This is a genomic window from Terrimonas ginsenosidimutans (genome assembly GCF_022012415.1).
Lineage (GTDB): Bacteria > Bacteroidota > Bacteroidia > Chitinophagales > Chitinophagaceae > Terrimonas_A > Terrimonas_A ginsenosidimutans.
The window spans coordinates 133,742-154,999 of record NZ_JAKLTR010000017.1 but is presented as its reverse complement, the minus strand read 5'-3'; the positions used below and the strand labels follow the sequence as shown (position 1 = coordinate 154,999).

Below are 21,258 nucleotides of genomic sequence, written 5' to 3'. Positions count from 1 at the left end.
AAACGTAAACAGAGTCTTCGCACCCCCCCAAAAAAAAAGCGCCTTGCCCGCCCGGCAACAACCAAGCATTCAACTCCCTCTCCCAAACTCCTACAAAAACCGCTATAAACTAAAAGCCCCCGGACAAATCTCCGGGGGCTTTTAGTTTATAGAAGAACTCTTCAATTAGCTTTTAACACTCTCGGCCTTAGGCGCCGCCGCCTTCTTCTTACCACTTCCAAGATCAAGCAGCACCGGTGCCGCTACGAACACAGAAGAATAGATACCGGTTACAACACCGATCAGCATCGCAAAGGCAAAACCTCTGGTTACTTCACCACCTACCAGGAACAGGATCAGGATGGTCAGGAACACGGTCAGTGAGGTCATGATCGTACGGCTGAGGGTTTCGTTGATCGCACGGTTGATCGTTTCCGCAAGTGGAGCAGAAGGATAGAGTCTTCTGTCTTCACGGATACGGTCAAAGATGATCACCGTATCGTTCATCGAGAAGCCGATCACCGTCAGCAGGGCTGCGATAAAGTGCTGATCGATCTCCAGTGGGAATGGAACGATACTGCGCGCAAAAGAGAACACTATTAATGTTACGAGTACGTCATGCAGCAATGCGATGATCGTTCCAAGCGAGTATCTCCAGTCACGGAAACGGATGAAGATATAAAGGAAGATCACGAAGATCGCAAATACGGTCGCTTTCACCGCACCTCTTTTCAGGTCGTCAGAGATCGTCGGCAATACTTTTTTGAATGCGATACGGCCAACAGCTGTCTGGCTGTGCTCCGCATTGTCAAAGTTCTCAAATGTATAGTTCGCCGGAAGGTGTTTCTGCAAACCTTCGAACAGCTTTCTTTCAACGATCGAATCAACTTCAGGTCTTGTGTCTTTGATCAGGTAAGGAGTAATGATATCCAGTGTACGGGTATCACTTACTGTTTTGATCTGTGTATTCTCACCATCAAATGTTGCTTTCAGTTCTTCCCGGATCGTCTCGATCTCTTTTGCTACATTCTTGTCGAAACGGACAGTGTAACTACGTCCACCATCGAATTCAACACCATAATCAAATCCGTTGAACAGGGAAATGACACCCAGTACCAGTACAACAAAAGAAATGATATAAGCTGTTTTACGGAATTCGATGAATTTATACTTCGCGTGTTTGAATACACGGGTAGATACATTCGTAAAGTATTTCAGCTCTTTCTTTCTGGCCAGGAAGATATCGCTCACCCAACGGCTCACCATGATACCGCAGAACAGGGAAAGCAACAGACCGAGGATCTGTGTGGTTGCGAAACCTTTTACCGGTCCAAGGCCGAAATAGAACAGGATGATCGCTGTCAGAAGGGTAGTGATGTGACCATCCAGTACAGGAGGCAGGGAACGCTTATAACCTTCAGTGATCGCCTGTTGATAGCTTTTACCGCGGGTCAGCTCTTCCTTGATCCTTTCATAGATAAGTACGTTTGTATCCACGGCCATACCGATGGTCAGTACGAGACCGGCTATACCCGGAGCGGTAAGTGTTGCACCAAGACCCGCCAGTACACCAACGGTGAACAAGAGGTTCAGGATAAGGGCGATGTTAGCGATCCAGCCAGCTGAGTTATAATAGATCAGCATCAGGACGAAGATCACAAAGAAGGAGATCGCGAACGACATCATACCGCCTTTGATCGCTTCAGCACCGAGGGTTGGACCAACTTGTTGTTCTGCGACGATCTTGGCAGGAGCAGGCAGTTTACCGATCTTCAGCATGTTTGCCAGATCCTGTGCTTCTTCCACACTGAATCCGCCGCTGATCTGGGAAGTACCGCCGTCAATTACACCGTTTACATTGGGAGCCGAGTAAACGATATTGTCGAGTACGATCGCAATAGGTTTACCAACGTTCTCACCGGTCATTTTAGCCCAGTCACGTCCACCTGAAGCCGTCATGGTCATACGAACTTCCGGTTTACCGCTCTGATCGAAGTCCATCGCTGCGAAGCTTACCGCATCACCTTCGATCTTCGCGCGCTCACGACCAAAAGTTTTGATCGCATATAAAGGAACGAATTTGTTGAGGTTGTTTTTCTTGTCACGCTCAGCGATCCCGAACATCCAGCTCAGTTGAGCGGGGAAGCTGGCTTTGATCGCAGGAGTGTTCAGGTAAGAACGAACCAGTGCAGTGTCCCTGATAGCAACATAACCGATCGCAGGAGAGAACAGCGGACGTCCGTTCTGGCCTTGTTGAGGAGGAATGAACTGGATATAGTTACCGAGTCTTTTTGTTGCATCCTGCTCGTCTGCAGATGCGATCGCGGCTTTACCTGCTGTATCGGCCGTTTTATCAAACTCAAGGCTTGTATCAACTTTTGCAGTGGCAGATGTATCAACCTTTGTTGTATCAACTGATGCTTTTGCAGTAGTATCTACCGTTTTTCCACCCATCATGTTAAAGAAGATGCCATCTGCTTTAACGATGCTTGCATCAAGTTCGAGGATGTTGTACACTTCCCAGAACTGGAGGTTGGCGGTGGACTGCAGGATCCTTCTTACACGCTCTTTATCCTGGATACCCGGCAGCTCAACAGAGATGATGCCACGGTCACGGTCAGGGTTCACACTTGGTTGTGCGACACCAAACTGATCGATACGCGTACTGATGATACGGAAGGTGTTATCGAAGGCGAATTTTGCCTGCTCCTGCAACACAGAAGCTACTTTGGCATCATTGTCACCAACTTTGATGGTTTCTTTATTTGCAGCAGCAAACAAACCTGACATTTGATTTGCGCCGGCGAGTTTCGTGTATTCTTCTGTGAAGAGAGTGATGAAATTCGCGTCACTGTTACCTTTTCTGACGTTGGCATTTTCCAGCGCCTTCAGGAAGTTAGGGTCTTTGGAGTTGTTCGCCAGTGTTTTCAGCAAGCCTGTCATTTCCACTTCAAGCGTTACGTTGATACCGCCCTGGAGATCGAGACCGAGATTCAGTTCTTCTGATTTTGCTTTCTGGTAGCTGATCGCACCAGTAATGCCATAAGTTACTGTTTCGTCCTTGGTGCTGTCTTTAAGACGGTTCAGCCTCTCATTATACAGTCTGTCCCTTTCTTCGTCTTTCGCTTCAGGATGGTTGACTTTAATGTAGCTGTTGGCACTAGCCTCTAATTTTTTCTCGTGATTACGCACAAACCAGGTGAAAGACAGCTGGTAGAGTGAGTAGATAATAAGCAGGATCGTAAAAAATCGAACCAAACCTTTCAGTTGCATACTTTGTTCATTTACGTTTTTTCGGTTCTTTACTCCGCTATGGCAGGCGGGTAAAGCAGTCAGGGATTTTTAAGGAGGGCAAAGATAATGTTTTAAGGTATACAGTGTTAGAGCATTTATAGAGCTACAGAAAGCCTGTATCTTAATGATTTCCAGACTATTACATATCCTTAATTCACACCCGTGTACAACTTGCTTTTGAAAAGCATCCTGCAGGTTGGTCAGAAAGCTGTATACCAACTGCAAAAAAGGCAGTGAAAAAACAGGGGTATGACATATCACCACCGCTTATCCACATACTTTATCACTTATATCACAATTTGGTTAAACAGTTTTTAAATAATCATTCGATTCGTTCAAATTCCTACATTTGCGTCCGCGTATTCGATAGATAGAGACAAGCTTCGGGAAGAATGTTCAATGGTTCAAAAGTTTAAGAATTTAAAAGTCCTAAGAACCGTACATAACTTTTAAACAGTTAAACATTGAAACTTTAAACCTGCTCCCGCTCAAGTTCAACTCAGATCTTTTATTCATTTACCGTCATAATAACTCAGACATGCAATTATCATCGCTGCTGCAGCGCTTCAATGAACCAGAGACCCTGAAAATGGCTAAACTCGGCCGTGAATTAAGGGCACAGGGGATCGACGTGATCGATCTCAGCTTAGGTGAACCCGATTTTGATACGCCCGAACATATCAAGGAAGCCGCGGTAAAAGCGATCCATGATAACTGGAGCCATTATACACCAGTGCCGGGATATCTCGATCTGCGTGAAGCGATCTGCACAAAGTTCAAACGCGATAATAATCTTGATTACAAGCCAGAGAATATTGTTGTTTCAACCGGAGCAAAACAAAGCCTTGCGAACGTGATCCTTGCGCTCGTTGATGATAATGACGAAGTGCTGATCCCGACTCCTTACTGGGTTACTTACAGCGAACTCGTGAAGATCGCACGTGGCCGTGTGGTAGAGATCAAATCAACAGCGAAATCAGGTTTCAAGATCACTCCAGAGCAACTGGAAGCTGCGATCACCCCGCACACAAAAGTTTTCCTGTTCTCTTCACCCTGTAACCCAAGCGGCGCTGTATACAGCAAGGAAGAACTTGAAGGCCTGGCAAATGTATTCCGCAAACATCCGAACATCCAGATCATCTCTGATGAGATCTATGAGTATATCAACTTCGTAGGATCGCATGAAAGCATTGCGCAGTTCGAAGACATTAAAGACCGCGTCATCATCGTGAATGGCCTGAGTAAAGGTTTTGCAATGACCGGCTGGAGACTTGGTTATATCGCTGCGGATCCTGCCATTGCAAAAGCATGCGAGAAACTTCAGGGACAGTTCACCAGCGGCACATCTTCAATTACCCAGAAAGCGGCTGTTGTTGCCCTGACAACTGATCTCCGTCCGTCAATGGATATGGTAAAAGAATTCACCCGCCGACGTGCACGCGTCATGGAACTGATCAAAGATATCCCGGGTGTTGTATGTTCAGCTCCTGAAGGAGCCTTCTATATCTTCCCGGATATCAGTTACTATTTCGGCAAGTCTGATGGCAAAACAACCATCCATACTTCAGGTGATCTTTGTATGTATTTATTGAACACTGCACACGTTTCTTCTGTAATGGGTGAGGCGTTTGGCGATCCTGATTGTGTGAGATTTTCTTTTGCGAACAGCATGGAGAAGATCGAAGAAGCCTGGGCGAGGATCTCAAAGGCGCTGGCTTCATTGAAATAATGATCGATCAATGAAATGATGATAAATAGAAATCCCCGGCCTGACCGGGGATTTCTATTTATCATCATCCAACTTTTGCAGGACAACAGTCATCATCGGATCTAAGACTATGTTTTTTTATCGTCTATGAGAAGTTGATTTCAACATTAGCCGTGATTTTTGTAAATTGAAATAGATCTACGGGCTGGCATGGGCATCATTTGATGGTTTGAGCAAATCCTTACTAATAGATCATCCTGACGGGATATCTCCCTGATATTATGCGGAAATTCTCCTGATGTTTCCCAGATATTTTCCTGATGTTTTCCTGATGTTAACCTGATGCTGTCCTGATGTTGCCCTGATGTTAGCGAGACTCATATCTAGTCTCTATATAGTGTCTCTCTACTTCCGCTGTACTTCCAACGTACTTTGCTTATATGCTGGCATTAAGAATTGCTCCGCGTCAACTTATCAGGAGGTATACGATCTGCCTCCGGTCAAACAGGTAAACCTGCATTTTTGCAGTACATGCTCAGGTGGACCTCATTCACTGTAAACGGATCGGTGGAAGGCCAGGAGCTTCGCAAGGTTAGACCGAGGTAAGGTTCAAATGATGGCCGGTAAGGAGATTATCAGGGTTGTTTCCATGCTTCGCAGATCAACGCACTCATTGGCGCGATCATTGGCGCGCCGCCAAATTTTTCCGTCAGCTCTTTCTCCAGCTTGATTTTTATCTCTTCTATGGCGGACGGATCATGGGCTCTGATCTCATCGTATACTCCGCCTTTTAAAAGACCAGCTGCCGCTTCTTTCGCTGTCGCAGAAACAGCGTCTAGTTGCTTTTTTTCAATGGACATTTTTGAAAAGCCAGCCTCCTTTAATAATGTTTGTATGCCGGCTTCATCATGCATGGACGTGGGAAGATTATAGGATGCAGGCACCGGCCTGTTCAGATATTTGGCGGCGATGGATCTTGCACAAAAGGATGCCGCATTATTTTCCAGCTTATCCCAGGTGGTAAATAAAAACTGACCTCCGGTCTTTAATACGCGGCTCACTTCTGCAAAGGCTTTTGGTTTATCAGGAACAAACATGTAGCCGAAGCAACAAACAACTACATCGATACTACCATCATCGAATGGAAGTTGCTGCGCATCTATGATCTGCCAGTCGATAGTGGAATCGCGTAATTTCTTTTTAGCGACAGCCAGCATATCCCCGCTGATATCTGACGCGATCAGTTTGGCAGCGGGAGAGATCCTTTCACGGATATGCCGGGTGATACGGCCTGTTCCGGCAGCAATTTCAAGTATAACAGAAGCTTGCGGTATATCAATCCGGTTTGCGATTTCGATAGCATACGGTTCAAAGTAGAACGGACCAAAGAACTGATCATAGTGAATGGCCGTTTCTGCGGGAAGATCAGCAGCCACATTTTTTGTAGAATTGTCACTCATAGATTTCTCGCGTTACAATTATGCATTACTCTTTTGGGCAGTCTGATGGTTAGAGTCAGTATCAAAAGTAAACGAAGCCCGGAAATGCTGATTCAGCTTCTGATCGTCTAGTATACTCCTTTTCGTTCACTGTTGCAAATGCCACCAATTTTTGCTTTATTAGAGTGCTCTATCAAACCCAAAGCTGCGCCGTCAGTCATCAAACTTGCCAAAACCATACCATCCATGAAGACCGCCCATCGCTTCATTGTGGCTTGCCACCAGCGACCAGCTTTGATCTGAGCACCTGATCGAACTCAAAAAAAATCACATGGGACTTGACAGTGTTGAAATACTGATGAAAGTGGAAGATACTTTCGGGATTAAGATCCCCGACCAGGAAGCGCAGCAGATCCTGACGGTGAGAGATTTCCATAGTACAGTATGGCGGCATGTTTCCGGGAGGCATAACAGCATATGCCGGTCACAGAGATTGTTCTATATCCTGCGGAGATCTTTTGCGGAGAAGTTTGAATACCCGCGCAGGAACCGGCGGCAGCAGTATCTGCAGTTTTCAGCAGATACGGATCTTGATCTGCCGGATCTGGTACTGGAGAGATCATGGCAGACGTTATTGACAGGTGTTGGCTTTGCTTCGATCGCCGGCGGTCTGCTCACCTCACTCACCCTGATCTTCTTCTTCAATTACAGCAATTGGATGCTTTTGCTGCCGGTTGCCGGTATTGTTGCTACCTCTTTGTTTTCCGAATTATTGAATCAGAAACGAACGGAGATCAGTAATGGAACGATGAGAGACTTTACACAACAGATACTTGCATTGAATTATAAGAAACTTGCGAAATCAGAAGGAATAAACAGACAGGAAATGGAACTGGTGGTCAACTACATTATTGCGGATAAGGCAGGGCTTGATCTGGAAGAGGTAACCCCAGGGAAAAAGATAGGAGATGATCTGGGAATTGATTAGTTGTAATCAGCGTCTGAAGACTATTCCCGTACCACTAAAGTAACGACTGCAACTGCAGAATTATGGTCACGTCAACTATCACTCAATTCAGGAGAAAGCTTGCCGGCGTCTACGATTAAGACACTATCTCAAAAACTATTAAACAATTAAACTATTAAACCCTTAAACTATTAACCCCTCAAACTTCTCCCTCAACCCCACCACCTGCGGTATCAGCAACTCCTGCTCATCATTCACCACCACAAAATCACACAGTTTCATTTTCACCGTTTCACTGATCTGGCGTTTCATTCTTTGTAAAACATCTTCGCGGGAGATATTGTCACGATGCATGGTACGCAGTATCCGTAATGGAGTAGGGGAGTATACCCCGATGATATAGTCGAGACTGCCGGCAGAACCGCTTTCAAACAGCAAAGCAGCTTCTTTGATCGCGAAAGGAGTTGTCTGCCTGGCCATCCATTGTTCTGAGTCGGCAATGGTGGCGGGATGCGAGATCGAATTAAGCAACGCAAGTTTTTCCGGGTTCCCAAAAACCTGCGAAGAGATATAAGCGCGGTTCAGCAATCCTTCAGCCGTATAGCTTTCATTGCCGAAATGTTTGATCAGGTTTTGCCTGACTTCAGCATTCTCATTCATGACCCGTTTCGCTGCATCGTCTGCGTAATAGACAGGCACGCCAAGCACTTCAAAAATGCGTGCAACGGTGCTTTTACCGCTGCCAATGCCGCCTGTTAAGCCGATCTTGATCATGAGTAGGTAAATTAAAAAGTCAAAAGTAAAAATTACCCCGCTTAACGCCTGAAAGAGTCTTCAACAGTCAAGCGGGGTTAATTTTTACTTTTGACTTTTTAATTTGACTGTTAGGTCTTATTTTTTGTCAGATATAGCAGCCGGTTTGTTCAACGCCGCTGTCCAATCCTGGCTGATAGCCGATTTTTCAATTTTGATATAGCTGCCCGGGCTTACTTCGATGTTCAGGGTGTTGTCTTCCGTGTTAACACGGTTGATCTTTCCGTGAATACCTGCGATAGTAACTACTTTGTCGCCTGGCTGAAGATCTTCAATAAACTTCTTTTGGTTCTTTGCACGTTTTGCCTGGGGGCGGATAAAGAAAAGCCAGAATACAAGGATCATTCCACCAAGGAAGATCAACTGAACTGGAAAACCTCCCTGACCGGCAGGAGTCGCTTGCAAGAAAAAGATCTGATTCATTCTGTTCTAGTTTAGATTTATTCGATTTCTACTTTAAAATTGAGCTGATGCTGCTGCGTTGGTGCAGTAGTGGCATCAACAAAAACTGTTTTCCGCTGTTCGCCTTTTGGGCGGCCGCGACTGTCAAACTTCGCTTTGATCACGCCTTCTTCACCCGGAGCATAAGGCTTCTCTGGCTTTTCAGGAACAGTGCATCCGCAACTTGCATACACATTTGTGATCACCAGGTTCTTATCGCCCGAGTTTTTGAAGCGGAAACTAACTTCTACCGTTTCACCTTCTTTGATCTTTCCCAGATCTTTGAAAGTCGAATCGAGCCATTGAATAGTGGTATAATTTGCTGTATCTTTTTTAGCCGCATCTTTTGCGTCGATGCTCATGGCAGGAGCAGCTTTCTGGTCGGCACTCTGACAGGCAAACAATCCTGCCGCAACAACCAGTAGTATTGATATTTTTTTCATCTGTTAGAATTAAGAGGTGGCAAAGGTAAGTGTAACGGACTAAAGCTGTACAGGATGTCTTCCCTAAGCTTTTTTATAGTCGACCTTATGCATTTTCCCTTCCTGTACCAGTTCTTTATGGATATTATCCAGGATCCCGTTGACGAACTGACCGCTCTGCTGGGTACTGTAGTCTTTTGCGAGATCAATATACTCGTTGATCGTAACCTTTGGAGGAATGGTTTCGAAATAGAGGAATTCGGATACACCCATTTTCATCAGGATCATATCCAGCTGCGCGATCCTTTCAGGATCCCAGTTCTTCAGTTTCGGAACAATGATCTCCTGAAGATGTTCTGCTTTCTCCTGCACGGTACGGAGAAGAGTTCTGGCAAATTCCAGCTTGTCGGCGCTGACCAGTTCGTTGAAATTGTGGATGCCGGGTTTCTGGATATAGGCGGCCAGAAGCTGCACCACCATTTCACCATCATCGCTCCAGTTGGAGAAGTTTTCTTCTATATGGGAAATGAAAGATTCGTTAGCGAGCATCAGATCATTCAGTATAAACTCCATGATCTTTTTTTCGTCAGCTTTTTCTCTGGCCTGTGTAGCTATATATGCCTGATAGGTTGGCGTTGCTACCAGGTTGAGATAGATCTCGCGGACCATATCGGTATTCTCGCCTGGTTTGGGGCGATGGGTGAGTTCAGGCTTTTCTTTGGAAAACTGCTCTTTTAATGCGGGATCTTCCAGCATTTTCCATAACAATTCGTTTCCGGCGATCTTGGTGTTCACATTAAGATCTTCTGCGGATGGTAAATGTTTGCTGGCCCTTTTATGCGCTTCTGTTTCTGCATAGCGCGCCACATCGGTAAGGAACCAGGTGAGATAAACGAGTAACGAACGGGTTTGGTTAAAATGCTGTTGCAGCATTTTCTGCGGCTCCCCGGGTTTCAGGAGTGTTTCCATTGTGTCCAGCGTGTAGAGTGTCTGCATCACTTTTACCCGGATATTTCTTCTACTGATCATTGCTTAAGAACTGTTGAAGCCGCAAAGATAGGAGTTTCCGGCTTCCATTAAACCCACATTTACAGGGTTTGCCCTTTATAGCTGATTTTCCGGCAGATAATTACAATTTTGCCAATCAGATACCATTAGCAGTTTGTAACTTTAAAATCAGTTGAAAGGAACCTGAGAAAGTCAGTTTGGAATTATGCCTGATCTGACTGATCTTATGGCCGCTTTTGTACCCGTTTCATTTACAAGCTATTCGATTTTTTTGTTCATGCAACAACCACCGGATAATATTTCATCATCGCAAACTCCTGCGCCGGATAATGCTGCTGTTCCTTTAGAAGAGATCAATGGTCTTTTCGCCCAATCGCCCGTGGCGATCGGATTGCTCAAAGGACCTGATATGATCATTTCGGCGGCCAATGAGGCCCTGTTGAGTATCCTGGGCTTACCGGGTAATGCAAACGGCCGAAAACTGAAGGACATTCTTCCGCCTACTTTGAGCGAAGGCTTTATTCAAATCGTGAAAAGCGTTTATCAGACCGGGATCGCGTACAGCGATTATGAACACCTGGTAAGACAGCAAAGAAATGGCGTGGTCGAAGAACGATACTACACATTCAATTATAATCCTTATCTCAGCCATGAAGGGCAGGCCACCGGCGTGATCATCACTGCTGTGGAAGTGACGCCGAGGGCGGTTCTCAGTCAACGTGTGGCTGAAAGCGAAACGCATTATAGAAGGCTGATCGAAAATTCGCCGGTCGCCATGTATGCCTGCAATAAAGACGGCTACATTACGCAATTCAATAAAGCAGCGGCACAGCTTTTCGGACGGGAATTCCGGACGGGGGTAGATCGCTGGACAGCCGCCTGGAAGATGACAGGCGAAAATGGTCAGTATATTCCGCCGGAAGATTCACCGATGGCCAGGGCTTTGAGAACGGGAAAGATTCCCGACGAAAGAGAGATCATGCTGCAGAATGCCGATGGCTCTATCCATATTATACTTGATCACCCTCAGCTGTTCCTGAATGAGTCCGGGGAAATTTCCGGCGGCCTCAATGCGATCATTGACATTACCGAGCGTAAGAATGCGGAAAAGAATGCGGCTATTCTCAGCGCGATCATTCATTCAACCGATGATGCGATCATTGGAAAAGATCTTAACGGCACGATCATCAGCTGGAACCCCGCAGCTGTAAAACTATTCGGGTATGCTGAAGAAGAAGTGATCGGAACCCCGGTAACCCGTCTTTTCCCGGCAGACAGGATGGAGGAGGAACCGCATATCATCGAACGGATCAGAAAAGGGGAGCGGATCGAACACTTTGACACGATCAGGATCAAAAAAAGCGGAGAGCCTGTAGAGATCTCCCTCACGATCTCTCCCATCAAAGATGCGGCAGGCCGGATCATAGGCGCTTCGAAGATCGCCCGGGAGATCACCGCACAGAAAGTGTTGTTCAGGGCTTTGCAGGAAAGTGAACAAAAGTTCCGTGAACTCGTGATGCAGGCACCTGTTGGTATTACCATCCTCAAAGGCAGTGATATGGTTGCCGAACTGGCAAATGATACTTATCTCCAGATAGTCGACAGAACAAGGGATGAATTCATTGGAAAAAGCCTTTATGAGTCATTGCCGGAAGTAAGACAGGCTGTGGAGCCTTTGCTGATGGGCATACTTCAAACAGGCATCCCTTATTATGGTAATGAATTCAAGGTAAATATCAAACGGCATGGCAGGGTTGATACGACCTATTTCAATTTTGTGTATCAGCCGTTGAAGGAACTGAATGGAGCCATCACCGGTATCATCGTGGTGGCGAATGAAGTGACAGAACAGGTGGAAGCCAAACACTCTGTTACAGAATCTGCAAAAGAGTTCAGGAGAATGGTCATGCAATCGCCGATCGCCATGACCATCTTCCGCGGGCCTGAATTTGTGATCGAAGTGGCCAATGAAGTACTGCTGAATAATATCTGGCGTCTTTCAGAAGACCAGGTGATGGGACGCAAAGCACTGGAAGTTTTTCCTGAACTGAATGATCAGAAATATGCCGAGCTGCTTCGCCAGGTCAGGCGTACCGGAAAAGCTCATCGTGAGAACGAATCGCTGGCGTTTGTGCAGGGGGCTGATGGCATGAAGAAGTTCTACCTGGATTACGAATACGCGCCGCTTTTTGAAACGGATGGTACGATATCAGGGATCATGATCACCGTGAGTGATGTGACCGAAAAAGTGGAAGCGCGGCATAAAGTGGAAGATGCAGAAGCGCGTCTTCGGCTTGCGGCAGAAGGAACGGGTCTTGCTACCTGGGACCTTAATCTCGTAACCCGCGAGATCATCCATACCCCACGTCTTGCAGAAATATTCGGTTATCCCCGCGATGAACAGGTCTCTCATCAGGTCCTGCGCTCGCGCGTGGTGCAGGAGGATGCGAAGAATATCGTTGAACCGGCATTTGCCCACGCCATGGAAACCGGCACCTATTTTTATGAAGCACGCATCATCAGAAATGATGGTATCGTGAGGTGGATCAAAACAAATGGCTCCGTCATTTTTGATCAGCAGCATAAACCATTGCGGATGCTTGGGACCATCCAGGATGTAACCGAAGAAACAAATGCATCGAGAATACTGGAGGAAAGCGAGCAGCGATTGAACATAGCGCTGGAAGCCACCGAACTTGGTACCTGGGAGCTGAACCTGTTCACACGGCAGCCTACCTACTCGCCCCGCTATTTGCAGATCGTTGGCTTTGGCCCCGGAGAAGAACCGACGCACGCGGAACTTTTGGAACGGATCCATCCGGATGACCGGACCAAGCGCGATCAGGTAATGACGGAAGCACTGAAAACGGGACGGCTCGATCTTGAAATGCGGATCATTACCCGGTCAGGCGAAACCCGCTGGATCAGGGCAAGAGGCAAACTCTTCTATAATAAGAAAGGAGTGGCGGAAAGAATGATGGGTACATTACAGGACATCACAGAGCAAAAGATGGCGTTCATTTCACTGCAGGAAAGTGAAGAACGGTTTAAGCTTGTTGCCGACAGTGCCCCGGTGATGATCTGGATGTCAGGCTCAGATAAGTTCCTCGATTTCTTCAATGCGACCTGGCTTAACTTTACCGGTCATTCCATTGATGAAGAGCGTAGTGAAGGATGGCAGAAATGTGTTCATCCCGATGATCTTGAAAGAGTCGTTACCGCGTATAACCAGGCTTACCGCGATCAGGCTGCTTTTTATACGGAGTACAGGTTGCGCAGGCATGATGGCATTTACCGCTGGATCTCAGATAATGCAGTACCGCGCTACATCAGCGGAAAGTTCATCGGCTTCATCAGCGCCTGTATGGATATTGATGAGGAAAAGAAATTCAACGAACGTCTTCAGCAAAGCGAGCTGTTGTTTAAAACGATATCCAACGTATCACCAGTTGGCCTGTGGATGACTGACGAGAACGGAAGGAATACTTTTGTGAACGATACCTGGATCAAATGGACAGGCATCTCGCATGCTGAATTATATGAGCATGGCTGGTTCCAGACGCTTCTCGAAGCAGACCGCGAAACAGTAATGCATGTATTCCAGCGGAAGCGGGAGCATCGCGATAAATTTGTTGCCGAATATCGGTTTAAAAGAGCAGATGGATCTGTGAGGTGGGCATATTCTGAAGGTTACCCGTATTATGATCAGTCAGGGAATTTTGCCGGTTATGCCGGCTCGATCATGGATATCACCGAGCGCAAGCAGGATGAGATCAGGAAAAATGAATTCCTTGCGGTAGCAAGTCATGAACTGAAAACGCCGATCACATCTATTAAAGCATACACTCAGCTGCTGGCGAGCACTTACCAGAAAACGGATGATGCATTTCTGAAAAATGCACTTACCAAGGTAGAGAACCAGGTGAATAAGATGAGCAAGCTGGTGGGCGATTTCCTGAATCTTTCCAAGATCGAGGCAGACAAGGTGGTATTGCAAAAAGAACTCTTCTCCGTTCAGGAGATCGTGGCGGAAGCTGTGGCAGATATCCAGCTTGTTGCTCCCGCCTATGCCATTTCCCTGCATGCTGAAGCTGATCCGCTTTTTATAAATGCGGACAGGGAGAAGATCATGCAGGTGCTGACCAACCTGCTGAACAATGCGGTGAAGTATTCCCCGGATGAGAAGGAAGTGATGCTTCGTGTATTCCGCGAAGGTGAAGAGGCTGTGGTAACGATCGAGGACAGGGGGATCGGCATCCGGCCCGCTGAATATGAAAAGATCTTCGAACGTTTCTACCGGGCCGATCCGAACAATATACGGGTCTCGGGATTTGGCATAGGATTATATATATCTGCCGAGATCATCCGCCGTCACGGCGGACAGATAGGGGTGAAAGGGAATGAAGAAAAGGGGGCCTGCTTTTATTTCCGTTTACCCGTTGCTGAAAAATAGTATACATTTATCCCCGCAATAAGGTTAGACTGATGAGCAAAAAGATTATTATCTACGACGACGACATGGATCTTCTGGAAGTTTGTGCCCTGATCCTTACAGCCAAAAATTTTGAGGTGGTGATCAGGGATAAGTGCACAGAGATCATCGATGACATCGCAACACATAAACCGGATGTGATCCTGATGGACAACTGGATCCCGGATATCGGAGGTGTTAAAGCGACAAGACTGGTAAAGAATTCGGCTGAATTCAGTCACATTCCCGTGATCTTTTTTACAGCGAACAATAATGTAACGGAGCTGGCTGCGGAAGCTGGGGCGGATTATTCGCTTCAGAAACCGTTTGATATCAGCGAATTGGAGACGATCGTCACAGAAGCGGTGAATAAAAAGGCTTAGCACCGCCGAAAAACGCGCATAAACCGCAAAGGACGCAAAGAAAATTCTCTGCGTCCTTTGCGGTTTCTTTGTGTTAGCTGCAATACCTCATACGCCAATCTGTCTATATTTAACCGCATATTCCAGGCATTCCCGTCAGAAATCACCCTTATTTCCTGCCACTCAATCCCTCCCAAAATGAAAAAATGTCGCTTTTCCGTCAAGTGGCATATTATTCGCGTACCTTCGCCATCCATTTTTTGATAAAAAACAAAACATCAAAAATCAATACAATTATGGCTAAGAAAGTAAACATTACCCCATTGCATGACCGGGTAATTGTGAAAGCTGCGGCGGCTGAAGAAAAAACTGCCGGCGGTATCATCATCCCCGATACAGCTAAAGAGAAACCCCAGCGCGGTGTGGTTGTTGCTGCAGGCCCAGGCAAAAAAGATGAGCCTGTAACCGTAAAAACAGGTGATACTGTTCTTTATGGCAAATACGCCGGAACAGAGATCCAGATCGAAGGTCAGGAATACCTGATCATGAGAGAATCAGACATCCTGGCTATCGTTTAACCAGGGCAATTTGTCTGAAAGTAATTGATAAAAGCATCTCCGCTTTTATTGTAAGAGCTAAAACACAAATACAAAAAATCATAACATGGCAAAGCAACTCTTCTTCGATATTGAAGCAAGAAATAAGATGAAAAAAGGCGTGGATGTGTTGGCCAACGCTGTAAAAGTTACCCTCGGTCCAAAAGGCCGCAACGTGGTAATCGAGAAAAAATTCGGTGCACCGGCTGTTACTAAAGACGGTGTTTCTGTAGCCAAAGAGATCGAACTGGAAGACCCTATCGAAAATATGGGCGCTCAGATGGTGAAAGAAGTAGCGTCTAAAACTGCAGATATCGCAGGTGACGGTACTACCACTGCCACTGTGCTGGCACAGGCTATCATCAGCGAAGGACTGAAAATGGTAGCAGCGGGTTCCAATCCAATGGACCTGAAAAGAGGTATCGACAAAGCAGTTAGCCTGGTTGTTGAAAACCTCCGTGGTCAAAGCCAGACTGTAGGAAGCGACAGCAAAAAGATCCAGCAGGTGGCTACTATCTCTGCCAATAACGATGATACTATCGGTAAACTGATCGCTGAAGCGTTCGGTAAAGTTGGTAAAGAAGGTGTGATCACTGTTGAAGAAGCAAAAGGCACAGACACTACTGTAGAAGTAGTAGAAGGTATGCAATTCGACCGCGGTTATATCTCTCCTTATTTCGTTACGAACAGCGAGAAAATGGAAGCTGAACTGCAGAACCCATACATCCTGATCTACGACAAGAAGATCTCTTCCATGAAGGATATCCTCCACATCCTGGAGAAAGTTGCGCAAAGCGGCCGTCCTTTACTGATCATCTCTGAAGATCTCGAAGGCGAAGCACTCGCTACGCTCGTAGTCAACAAACTGCGCGGTACGATCAAAGTTGCAGCTGTTAAAGCTCCTGGCTTTGGTGACCGTCGTAAAGAAATGCTGAATGATATCGCGATCCTGACTGCAGGTACTGTGATCAGCGAAGAACTTGGTTACAAACTGGAAGATGCTGATCTGACCAAACTCGGACAGGCTTCTTCAGTAACGATCGATAAAGACAATACAACTGTAGTGGGCGGTAAAGGCAAAAAAGCTGAGATCGTTGCACGCGTTAACCAGATCAAAGCTCAGGTAGAAAACACTACTTCTGACTATGATAAGGAAAAACTGCAGGAGCGCCTGGCTAAACTCGCTGGTGGTGTTGCTGTACTGTACGTAGGTGCTGCTACAGAAGTTGAAATGAAAGAGAAAAAAGATCGTGTGGATGATGCGCTTCATGCAACACGCGCTGCGGTTGAAGAAGGTATCGTTCCAGGTGGTGGTATTGCTTACATCCGCGCTATCGAAAGCCTGGAAGCAAAAGTAAGAGGCCAGATCGAAGACGAGCAAACCGGTATGGCTATCGTGAAACGAGCCCTCGAAGAGCCACTGCGCCAGATCGTTGGTAATGCAGGTCTCGAAGGTTCTATCATTATCCAGAAAGTAAAAGAAGGTAAGAACGATTTCGGTTTCAACGCACGTACTGAAGTATACGAGAACCTGCTGAAAGCGGGTGTTATCGATCCTACTAAAGTGACTCGTATCGCTCTCGAAAATGCCGCTTCTATCGCTGGTATGTTGCTCACCACTGAATGTGTGATCGCTGACAAACCTAAAAAAGAAGAAGCTCCGCATTCTCATGGCGCTCCTGATATGGGTGGAATGGGTTACTAATCCTTTGTATCTGAAGGGAGTTCAAAGCAAGGTTTAAAAGGTTTAAAAGTTTAAGGGTTTAAAAGTTTAAAAGTTGTTTAGACATACTACCCTGATTTAAACCAGTATAATCTTAAAGCTCTATAAAAAACCGCCCCGGTCCGGGGCGGTTTTTCCATTGTATCTGAAGGGAGTTCAAAGCAAGGTTTAGAAGGTTTAAAAGTTGTTTCAGACACACAACCCCGATTTAAACCAATATAACCTTAAAGCTCTATAAAAAACCGCCCCGATCCGGGGCGGTTTTTATTTTTAACTATTGAACCTTCAAACCCTTAAACTATTAAACCCTTAAACTTTTAAACTATTAAACTTTTATCCCTCCCATTTCTCCCACTTTCCCTCCCCAGTCCCCGGATTTTCTTTTTTGCGCGGACAGGGAAATATCAATATTTTTAGTTGATAATCCCTAACCAATTTCTGATGTTTATGAGGAAGTTCTACCCGAAAGCATTTTTATTCCTGGTATTGCTGATCTGCTCGTCTGTGCTGTTTGCACAACGTGAATGGAAAGAAGTCAGTGAAAGCGCACTGGGAAAAGATCTGTTCGCAGGCGGCCGTTACAAACCTGTAGCGTATAAAATATTTCAATTGGACGAGCCTGTAATGCAGGAAGCGTTGAAACGTGCTCCCAAAAGAGAACTGGTGGCAGCGGATAAATCAGCCTTTATTATCACCATTCCTAATTCTGACGGAATTCCTGAAAGATTCAGGGCGGTGGAATCCGTTGTGATGGATCCTGTTCTTGCTGCTAAATATCCTGACATCAAGACTTATATTGGCCAGGGTATAGATGATCCGGGTTCTGTTGTTCACTTCGATTTTTCTCCCCGCGGCTTTCACGCCATGGTTCTTAGTGCCGACAAAAAAACGATGTACATTGACCCGGTAGACCGCGATGGTAAATACTATGTGATCTTCTCCCGTAAAGACGTTGTTAACTATAAAAAAGAATTTCGCTGTCTCACTCAGGAATCGGCTGATAATTCAAGTTTTGATGTGCCGGCTCCTCCCGCGGGATCAACCGGCCGTGGTGCAGATGATGCGAAGCTGCGCACCTACCGCCTTGCATTGGGTTGTACCGGTGAATATGCACAGTTCTTCCTCAACGGATCAGAAGCAAACGATGCAGTACGCAGGGCAAAAGTGCTTGCAGCAATGGTAACGTTGATGGTTCGTACAAATGGAATATATGAACGCGACTTCGGTATTCACATGAACCTGATCGCAACTAACGATCTCGTGATCTATCTTGATCCGGTAACTGATCCATGGCCATCCACGTTGAACGGTCAGGCCAATTTGGACGCGGTGATCGGCACAAACAACTATGATATCGGCCACCTGGTACACCGCGAATCAAGCCCGGCCAATAACAATGGTAATGCAGGTTGTATTGCCTGTGTTTGTAAAGAAGGCATGAAAGGAAGAGCTTTTACTTCACATTTTATTCCCGAAGGGGATCCTTTCGTAGTGGATTTTACTACTCATGAAATGGGGCATCAGTTCGGGGCGAACCATACTTTCTCTCATAACTTTGAAGGCTCCGGCGTACAAATGGAACCGGGCAGTGGAAGTACGATCATGGGATATGCCGGGATCACCCCGATGAGTGATGTGCAGGATCATTCTGATGATTATTTTCATGCGGCAAGCATCCAGCAGGTAACTGATTACGTAAAAGGTGCAACAGGTGGCGGATGTGCTGTTGTGACTTCCACAGGCAACAATACCCCCATTGCAATTCCCGGAAATGATTATACTATCCCCAGGGCAACGCCATTCACCCTGACCGGAAGTGGTTCAGATGCGGATCCTGGAGATATACTTACCTATACCTGGGAACAATTTAACTCTGCAACTTCTGCCCAAACCTCGATCAATCCCGGCACAGCAGCCGGACCTTTATTCCGGTCGATGCCATACAGTACTTCACCGAGCCGCACTTTTCCCCAGTTGAGCACAATCCTCAACAATCAGAATGTGGGGACCTGGGAAAAATTGCCAACTATCGGGCGAAACCTGGTCTTCCGTTTAACCGTCAGAGATAATCATCCAGCTGGCGGAAATACACGCGATGCCGATATGCTGCTGGCTGTTGCCGCTAACGCCGGACCATTTGCCGTAACCAGCCCCAATACTGCAGTATCCTGGGGGGCCGGAACTACTCAAACTATCACCTGGAGTGTTAACAATACTAATACTACACCGGTCAGCTGTCTGAATGTAAAAATTTCTATTTCTTATGACGGCGGATTTACTTTCCAGGAATTGGTAGCCAGTACACCCAATGATGGCACGCATAATGTTACTCTTCCGGCGAATACAAGCACAACCGCACGTATTAAAGTGGAAGCTGTGGGAAATATCTTCTTTGATATATCGGATGTAAACTTCGCGATCACCGGACCTGAATTCAATTTCACCACACCAGCTGCTGTAAACGTTACCTGTCAGCAGACCACTTCAAATGTGACGCTCGGTACTACGGCAACACTGGGATTCAATACTCCGGTAACATTGTCGCTGGGACAGAATAATCTCCCGGCAGGTGCAACGATAACGTTTGGCACTAACCCCGTAGCACCTGGTAACACATCGGTTGTTACGTTGAACAATACCAATCTGCTTACAGCAGGCCAGACCTACACTGTCACGATCACGGGTACGGCTGGCGCCATGCAGAAAACGCGGGTGCTGACCTTCAACGTAGAGTCACAGATACCGCCCGCTGTAACAGCGCAGCCGCAGTCTGTATCCACCTGTCTGAACAGCAATACAACTTTGTCCGTGACAGCAACCAATGCAGTGAGCTATCAGTGGCAGGTAAGCGTTGACGGTGGAAATACCTATGCGCCAGCTCCGGGAGTAAATACCGGTACAACTTACACCATTACGTCGGCACAGCTTGCTCAGACAAATAGCCGCTACCGTGTGCAGGTGAATGGTACCTGCTCACAAAGCATCAATTCAAGCGCGGCGATCCTCACGGTAATTGCGCCGGTTGTCGTGTCTGCACAGCCTGCGGGCGTTACGATCTGCGAAACGGGCAATGTGACGTTTACCGCGGCAGGTACAAGTACCATAGCGGTGATCTATCAGTGGCAGGTAAGCACGGATGGCGGTAACTCGTTCGCTAATATCGCCAACGGCGGCGCCTACAGCGGTGCGACTACCGCTACATTAGCCGTTAATAGCGTAACCAGTGCAATGAACAACAACCGCTATCGCGCATTGCTGTCCAATGCCACATGCACGGCAACCACTCCAACGAATGCCGCGACGCTTACGGTGAATGCAAGACCAACCGTACAGCTGACAGCGACACCGCTGACCGATCTGCAGCCCGGGCAGACCACCACCATTAATGCAGCGATCAACCCTGCGCCAATCGGATTCAATATAACCTGGACCCGGAATGACCAGGTGCTTCCTGGAATTACCGGGGTCAGCTACCTGGTGGATTCGGTGGAAGTCGGTAACTATAAAGTGAGCATTGTCAATCCGACAACTGGTTGCAATAATGAATCGAATGTATTGACGATCGGCGCGACAGCCAGCAGTAACCTGTTCATTTATCCGACACCGAATAACGGCACATTTACCGTATCATTCTATAACAGCACCGGGGCAGCGGGCCGCCAGACCCTTGCGATCTACGATACCCGTGGACAGCAGGTCTACAGCACACAGCTCAACGTGAACGGTCCTTATACCCTCCACAGCATCAATCTGAACGGAAAGGCCAGAGGCATCTACTATGTGGTTATAGGCGATGGCTCAGGTAAAAAGATCACCGAAAGCAAGGTGATGATCTACTAAGTCCCAACATACCAACCTGCTATAAGATGCCGCCCGGAATGGGCGGCATTTTTTCGTTGTACGCTGACCGCTGACCCGAGCCTCAGACCCCGCACTAAGCTTATATCTTAACGCCTGTGGATCACTTCGGACAACCGTCAACGGACAACGAACAACGAATCCCTCTTTTTCACATTTATGCCGTACCTTTGCGGC

Annotated in this window: 13 protein-coding genes; 7 read left to right on the top strand and 6 right to left on the bottom strand. The window is 46.7% G+C overall.

Annotation, left to right across the window (positions count from 1 at the left end):
- Positions 1 to 165: 165 nt before the first annotated feature.
- On the bottom strand, positions 166 to 3,252 hold the full coding sequence (secDF, locus tag LZZ85_RS22675; RefSeq protein WP_237875655.1) for a protein translocase subunit SecDF: 3,087 nt from the start codon (positions 3,250 to 3,252) through the stop codon (positions 166 to 168).
- A 559-nt stretch (positions 3,253 to 3,811) separates the two neighbouring features.
- Here secDF and LZZ85_RS22670 point away from each other — a divergent pair.
- The gene (locus tag LZZ85_RS22670) at positions 3,812 to 5,002 is read left to right on the top strand and encodes a pyridoxal phosphate-dependent aminotransferase (protein WP_237875654.1); all 1,191 of its coding nucleotides are present in this window, start codon (positions 3,812 to 3,814) and stop codon (positions 5,000 to 5,002) included.
- 614 nt (positions 5,003 to 5,616) lie between these two features.
- On the opposite strand, the gene LZZ85_RS22665 is transcribed toward LZZ85_RS22670, so the two are convergent.
- Positions 5,617 to 6,441, bottom strand: coding sequence for a class I SAM-dependent methyltransferase (locus LZZ85_RS22665; protein WP_237875653.1), 825 nt, complete (start codon positions 6,439 to 6,441; stop codon positions 5,617 to 5,619).
- Between the two features lie 310 nt (positions 6,442 to 6,751).
- Here LZZ85_RS22665 and LZZ85_RS22660 point away from each other — a divergent pair, with 310 nt between their 5' ends.
- Entirely contained in the window at positions 6,752 to 7,408 is a 657-nt protein-coding gene (locus LZZ85_RS22660; protein ID WP_237875652.1) for an acyl carrier protein, read from the top strand.
- A gap of 162 nt (positions 7,409 to 7,570) precedes the next feature.
- Here LZZ85_RS22660 and coaE read toward each other — a convergent pair whose 3' ends face one another.
- The 4 genes from coaE to nusB form a co-directional block, all read right to left on the bottom strand.
- The gene (gene coaE, locus LZZ85_RS22655; RefSeq protein WP_237875651.1) at positions 7,571 to 8,161 is read right to left on the bottom strand and encodes a dephospho-CoA kinase; all 591 of its coding nucleotides are present in this window, start codon (positions 8,159 to 8,161) and stop codon (positions 7,571 to 7,573) included.
- Positions 8,162 to 8,278: 117 nt separating this feature from the next.
- Positions 8,279 to 8,623 (bottom strand): preprotein translocase subunit YajC, encoded by a 345-nt coding sequence (gene yajC, locus LZZ85_RS22650; RefSeq protein WP_237875650.1) that lies wholly within the window; start codon positions 8,621 to 8,623, stop codon positions 8,279 to 8,281.
- A gap of 17 nt (positions 8,624 to 8,640) precedes the next feature.
- Positions 8,641 to 9,084, bottom strand: coding sequence for a DUF1573 domain-containing protein (locus LZZ85_RS22645; protein ID WP_237875649.1), 444 nt, complete (start codon positions 9,082 to 9,084; stop codon positions 8,641 to 8,643).
- Between the two features lie 63 nt (positions 9,085 to 9,147).
- The gene (gene nusB / locus LZZ85_RS22640) at positions 9,148 to 10,092 is read right to left on the bottom strand and encodes a transcription antitermination factor NusB (RefSeq protein WP_237875648.1); all 945 of its coding nucleotides are present in this window, start codon (positions 10,090 to 10,092) and stop codon (positions 9,148 to 9,150) included.
- A 184-nt stretch (positions 10,093 to 10,276) separates the two neighbouring features.
- On the opposite strand from nusB, the gene LZZ85_RS22635 reads away from it, so the two are divergent.
- The 5 genes from LZZ85_RS22635 (at position 10,277) to LZZ85_RS22615 (ending at position 21,063) form a co-directional block, all read left to right on the top strand.
- Complete coding sequence (locus LZZ85_RS22635; RefSeq protein WP_237875647.1) at positions 10,277 to 14,524, top strand: PAS domain S-box protein; 4,248 nt, start codon at positions 10,277 to 10,279, stop codon at positions 14,522 to 14,524.
- Between the two features lie 32 nt (positions 14,525 to 14,556).
- Positions 14,557 to 14,925, top strand: coding sequence for a response regulator (locus LZZ85_RS22630; protein ID WP_237875646.1), 369 nt, complete (start codon positions 14,557 to 14,559; stop codon positions 14,923 to 14,925).
- A gap of 275 nt (positions 14,926 to 15,200) precedes the next feature.
- A complete protein-coding gene (locus LZZ85_RS22625) occupies positions 15,201 to 15,482 on the top strand; it encodes a co-chaperone GroES (protein WP_237875645.1) in 282 nt (93 codons plus the stop codon).
- An 85-nt stretch (positions 15,483 to 15,567) separates the two neighbouring features.
- Positions 15,568 to 17,205: a chaperonin GroEL gene (gene groL, locus LZZ85_RS22620; protein ID WP_237875644.1), complete on the top strand. Its 1,638-nt coding sequence runs from the start codon at positions 15,568 to 15,570 to the stop codon at positions 17,203 to 17,205.
- Positions 17,206 to 17,670: 465 nt separating this feature from the next.
- Complete coding sequence (locus LZZ85_RS22615) at positions 17,671 to 21,063, top strand: zinc-dependent metalloprotease (RefSeq protein WP_237875643.1); 3,393 nt, start codon at positions 17,671 to 17,673, stop codon at positions 21,061 to 21,063.
- Positions 21,064 to 21,258 lie beyond the last annotated feature (195 nt).

Coding starts and splice junctions, on each gene's coding strand:
- secDF (WP_237875655.1), bottom strand. CDS start 3,252: ATGCAACTGAAAGGTTTGGTTCGATTTTTTACGATCCTGCTTATTATC.
- LZZ85_RS22670 (WP_237875654.1), top strand. CDS start 3,812: ATGCAATTATCATCGCTGCTGCAGCGCTTCAATGAACCAGAGACCCTG.
- LZZ85_RS22665 (WP_237875653.1), bottom strand. CDS start 6,441: ATGAGTGACAATTCTACAAAAAATGTGGCTGCTGATCTTCCCGCAGAA.
- LZZ85_RS22660 (WP_237875652.1), top strand. CDS start 6,752: ATGGGACTTGACAGTGTTGAAATACTGATGAAAGTGGAAGATACTTTC.
- coaE (WP_237875651.1), bottom strand. CDS start 8,161: ATGATCAAGATCGGCTTAACAGGCGGCATTGGCAGCGGTAAAAGCACC.
- yajC (WP_237875650.1), bottom strand. CDS start 8,623: ATGAATCAGATCTTTTTCTTGCAAGCGACTCCTGCCGGTCAGGGAGGT.
- LZZ85_RS22645 (WP_237875649.1), bottom strand. CDS start 9,084: ATGAAAAAAATATCAATACTACTGGTTGTTGCGGCAGGATTGTTTGCC.
- nusB (WP_237875648.1), bottom strand. CDS start 10,092: ATGATCAGTAGAAGAAATATCCGGGTAAAAGTGATGCAGACACTCTAC.
- LZZ85_RS22635 (WP_237875647.1), top strand. CDS start 10,277: ATGCCTGATCTGACTGATCTTATGGCCGCTTTTGTACCCGTTTCATTT.
- LZZ85_RS22630 (WP_237875646.1), top strand. CDS start 14,557: ATGAGCAAAAAGATTATTATCTACGACGACGACATGGATCTTCTGGAA.
- LZZ85_RS22625 (WP_237875645.1), top strand. CDS start 15,201: ATGGCTAAGAAAGTAAACATTACCCCATTGCATGACCGGGTAATTGTG.
- groL (WP_237875644.1), top strand. CDS start 15,568: ATGGCAAAGCAACTCTTCTTCGATATTGAAGCAAGAAATAAGATGAAA.
- LZZ85_RS22615 (WP_237875643.1), top strand. CDS start 17,671: ATGAGGAAGTTCTACCCGAAAGCATTTTTATTCCTGGTATTGCTGATC.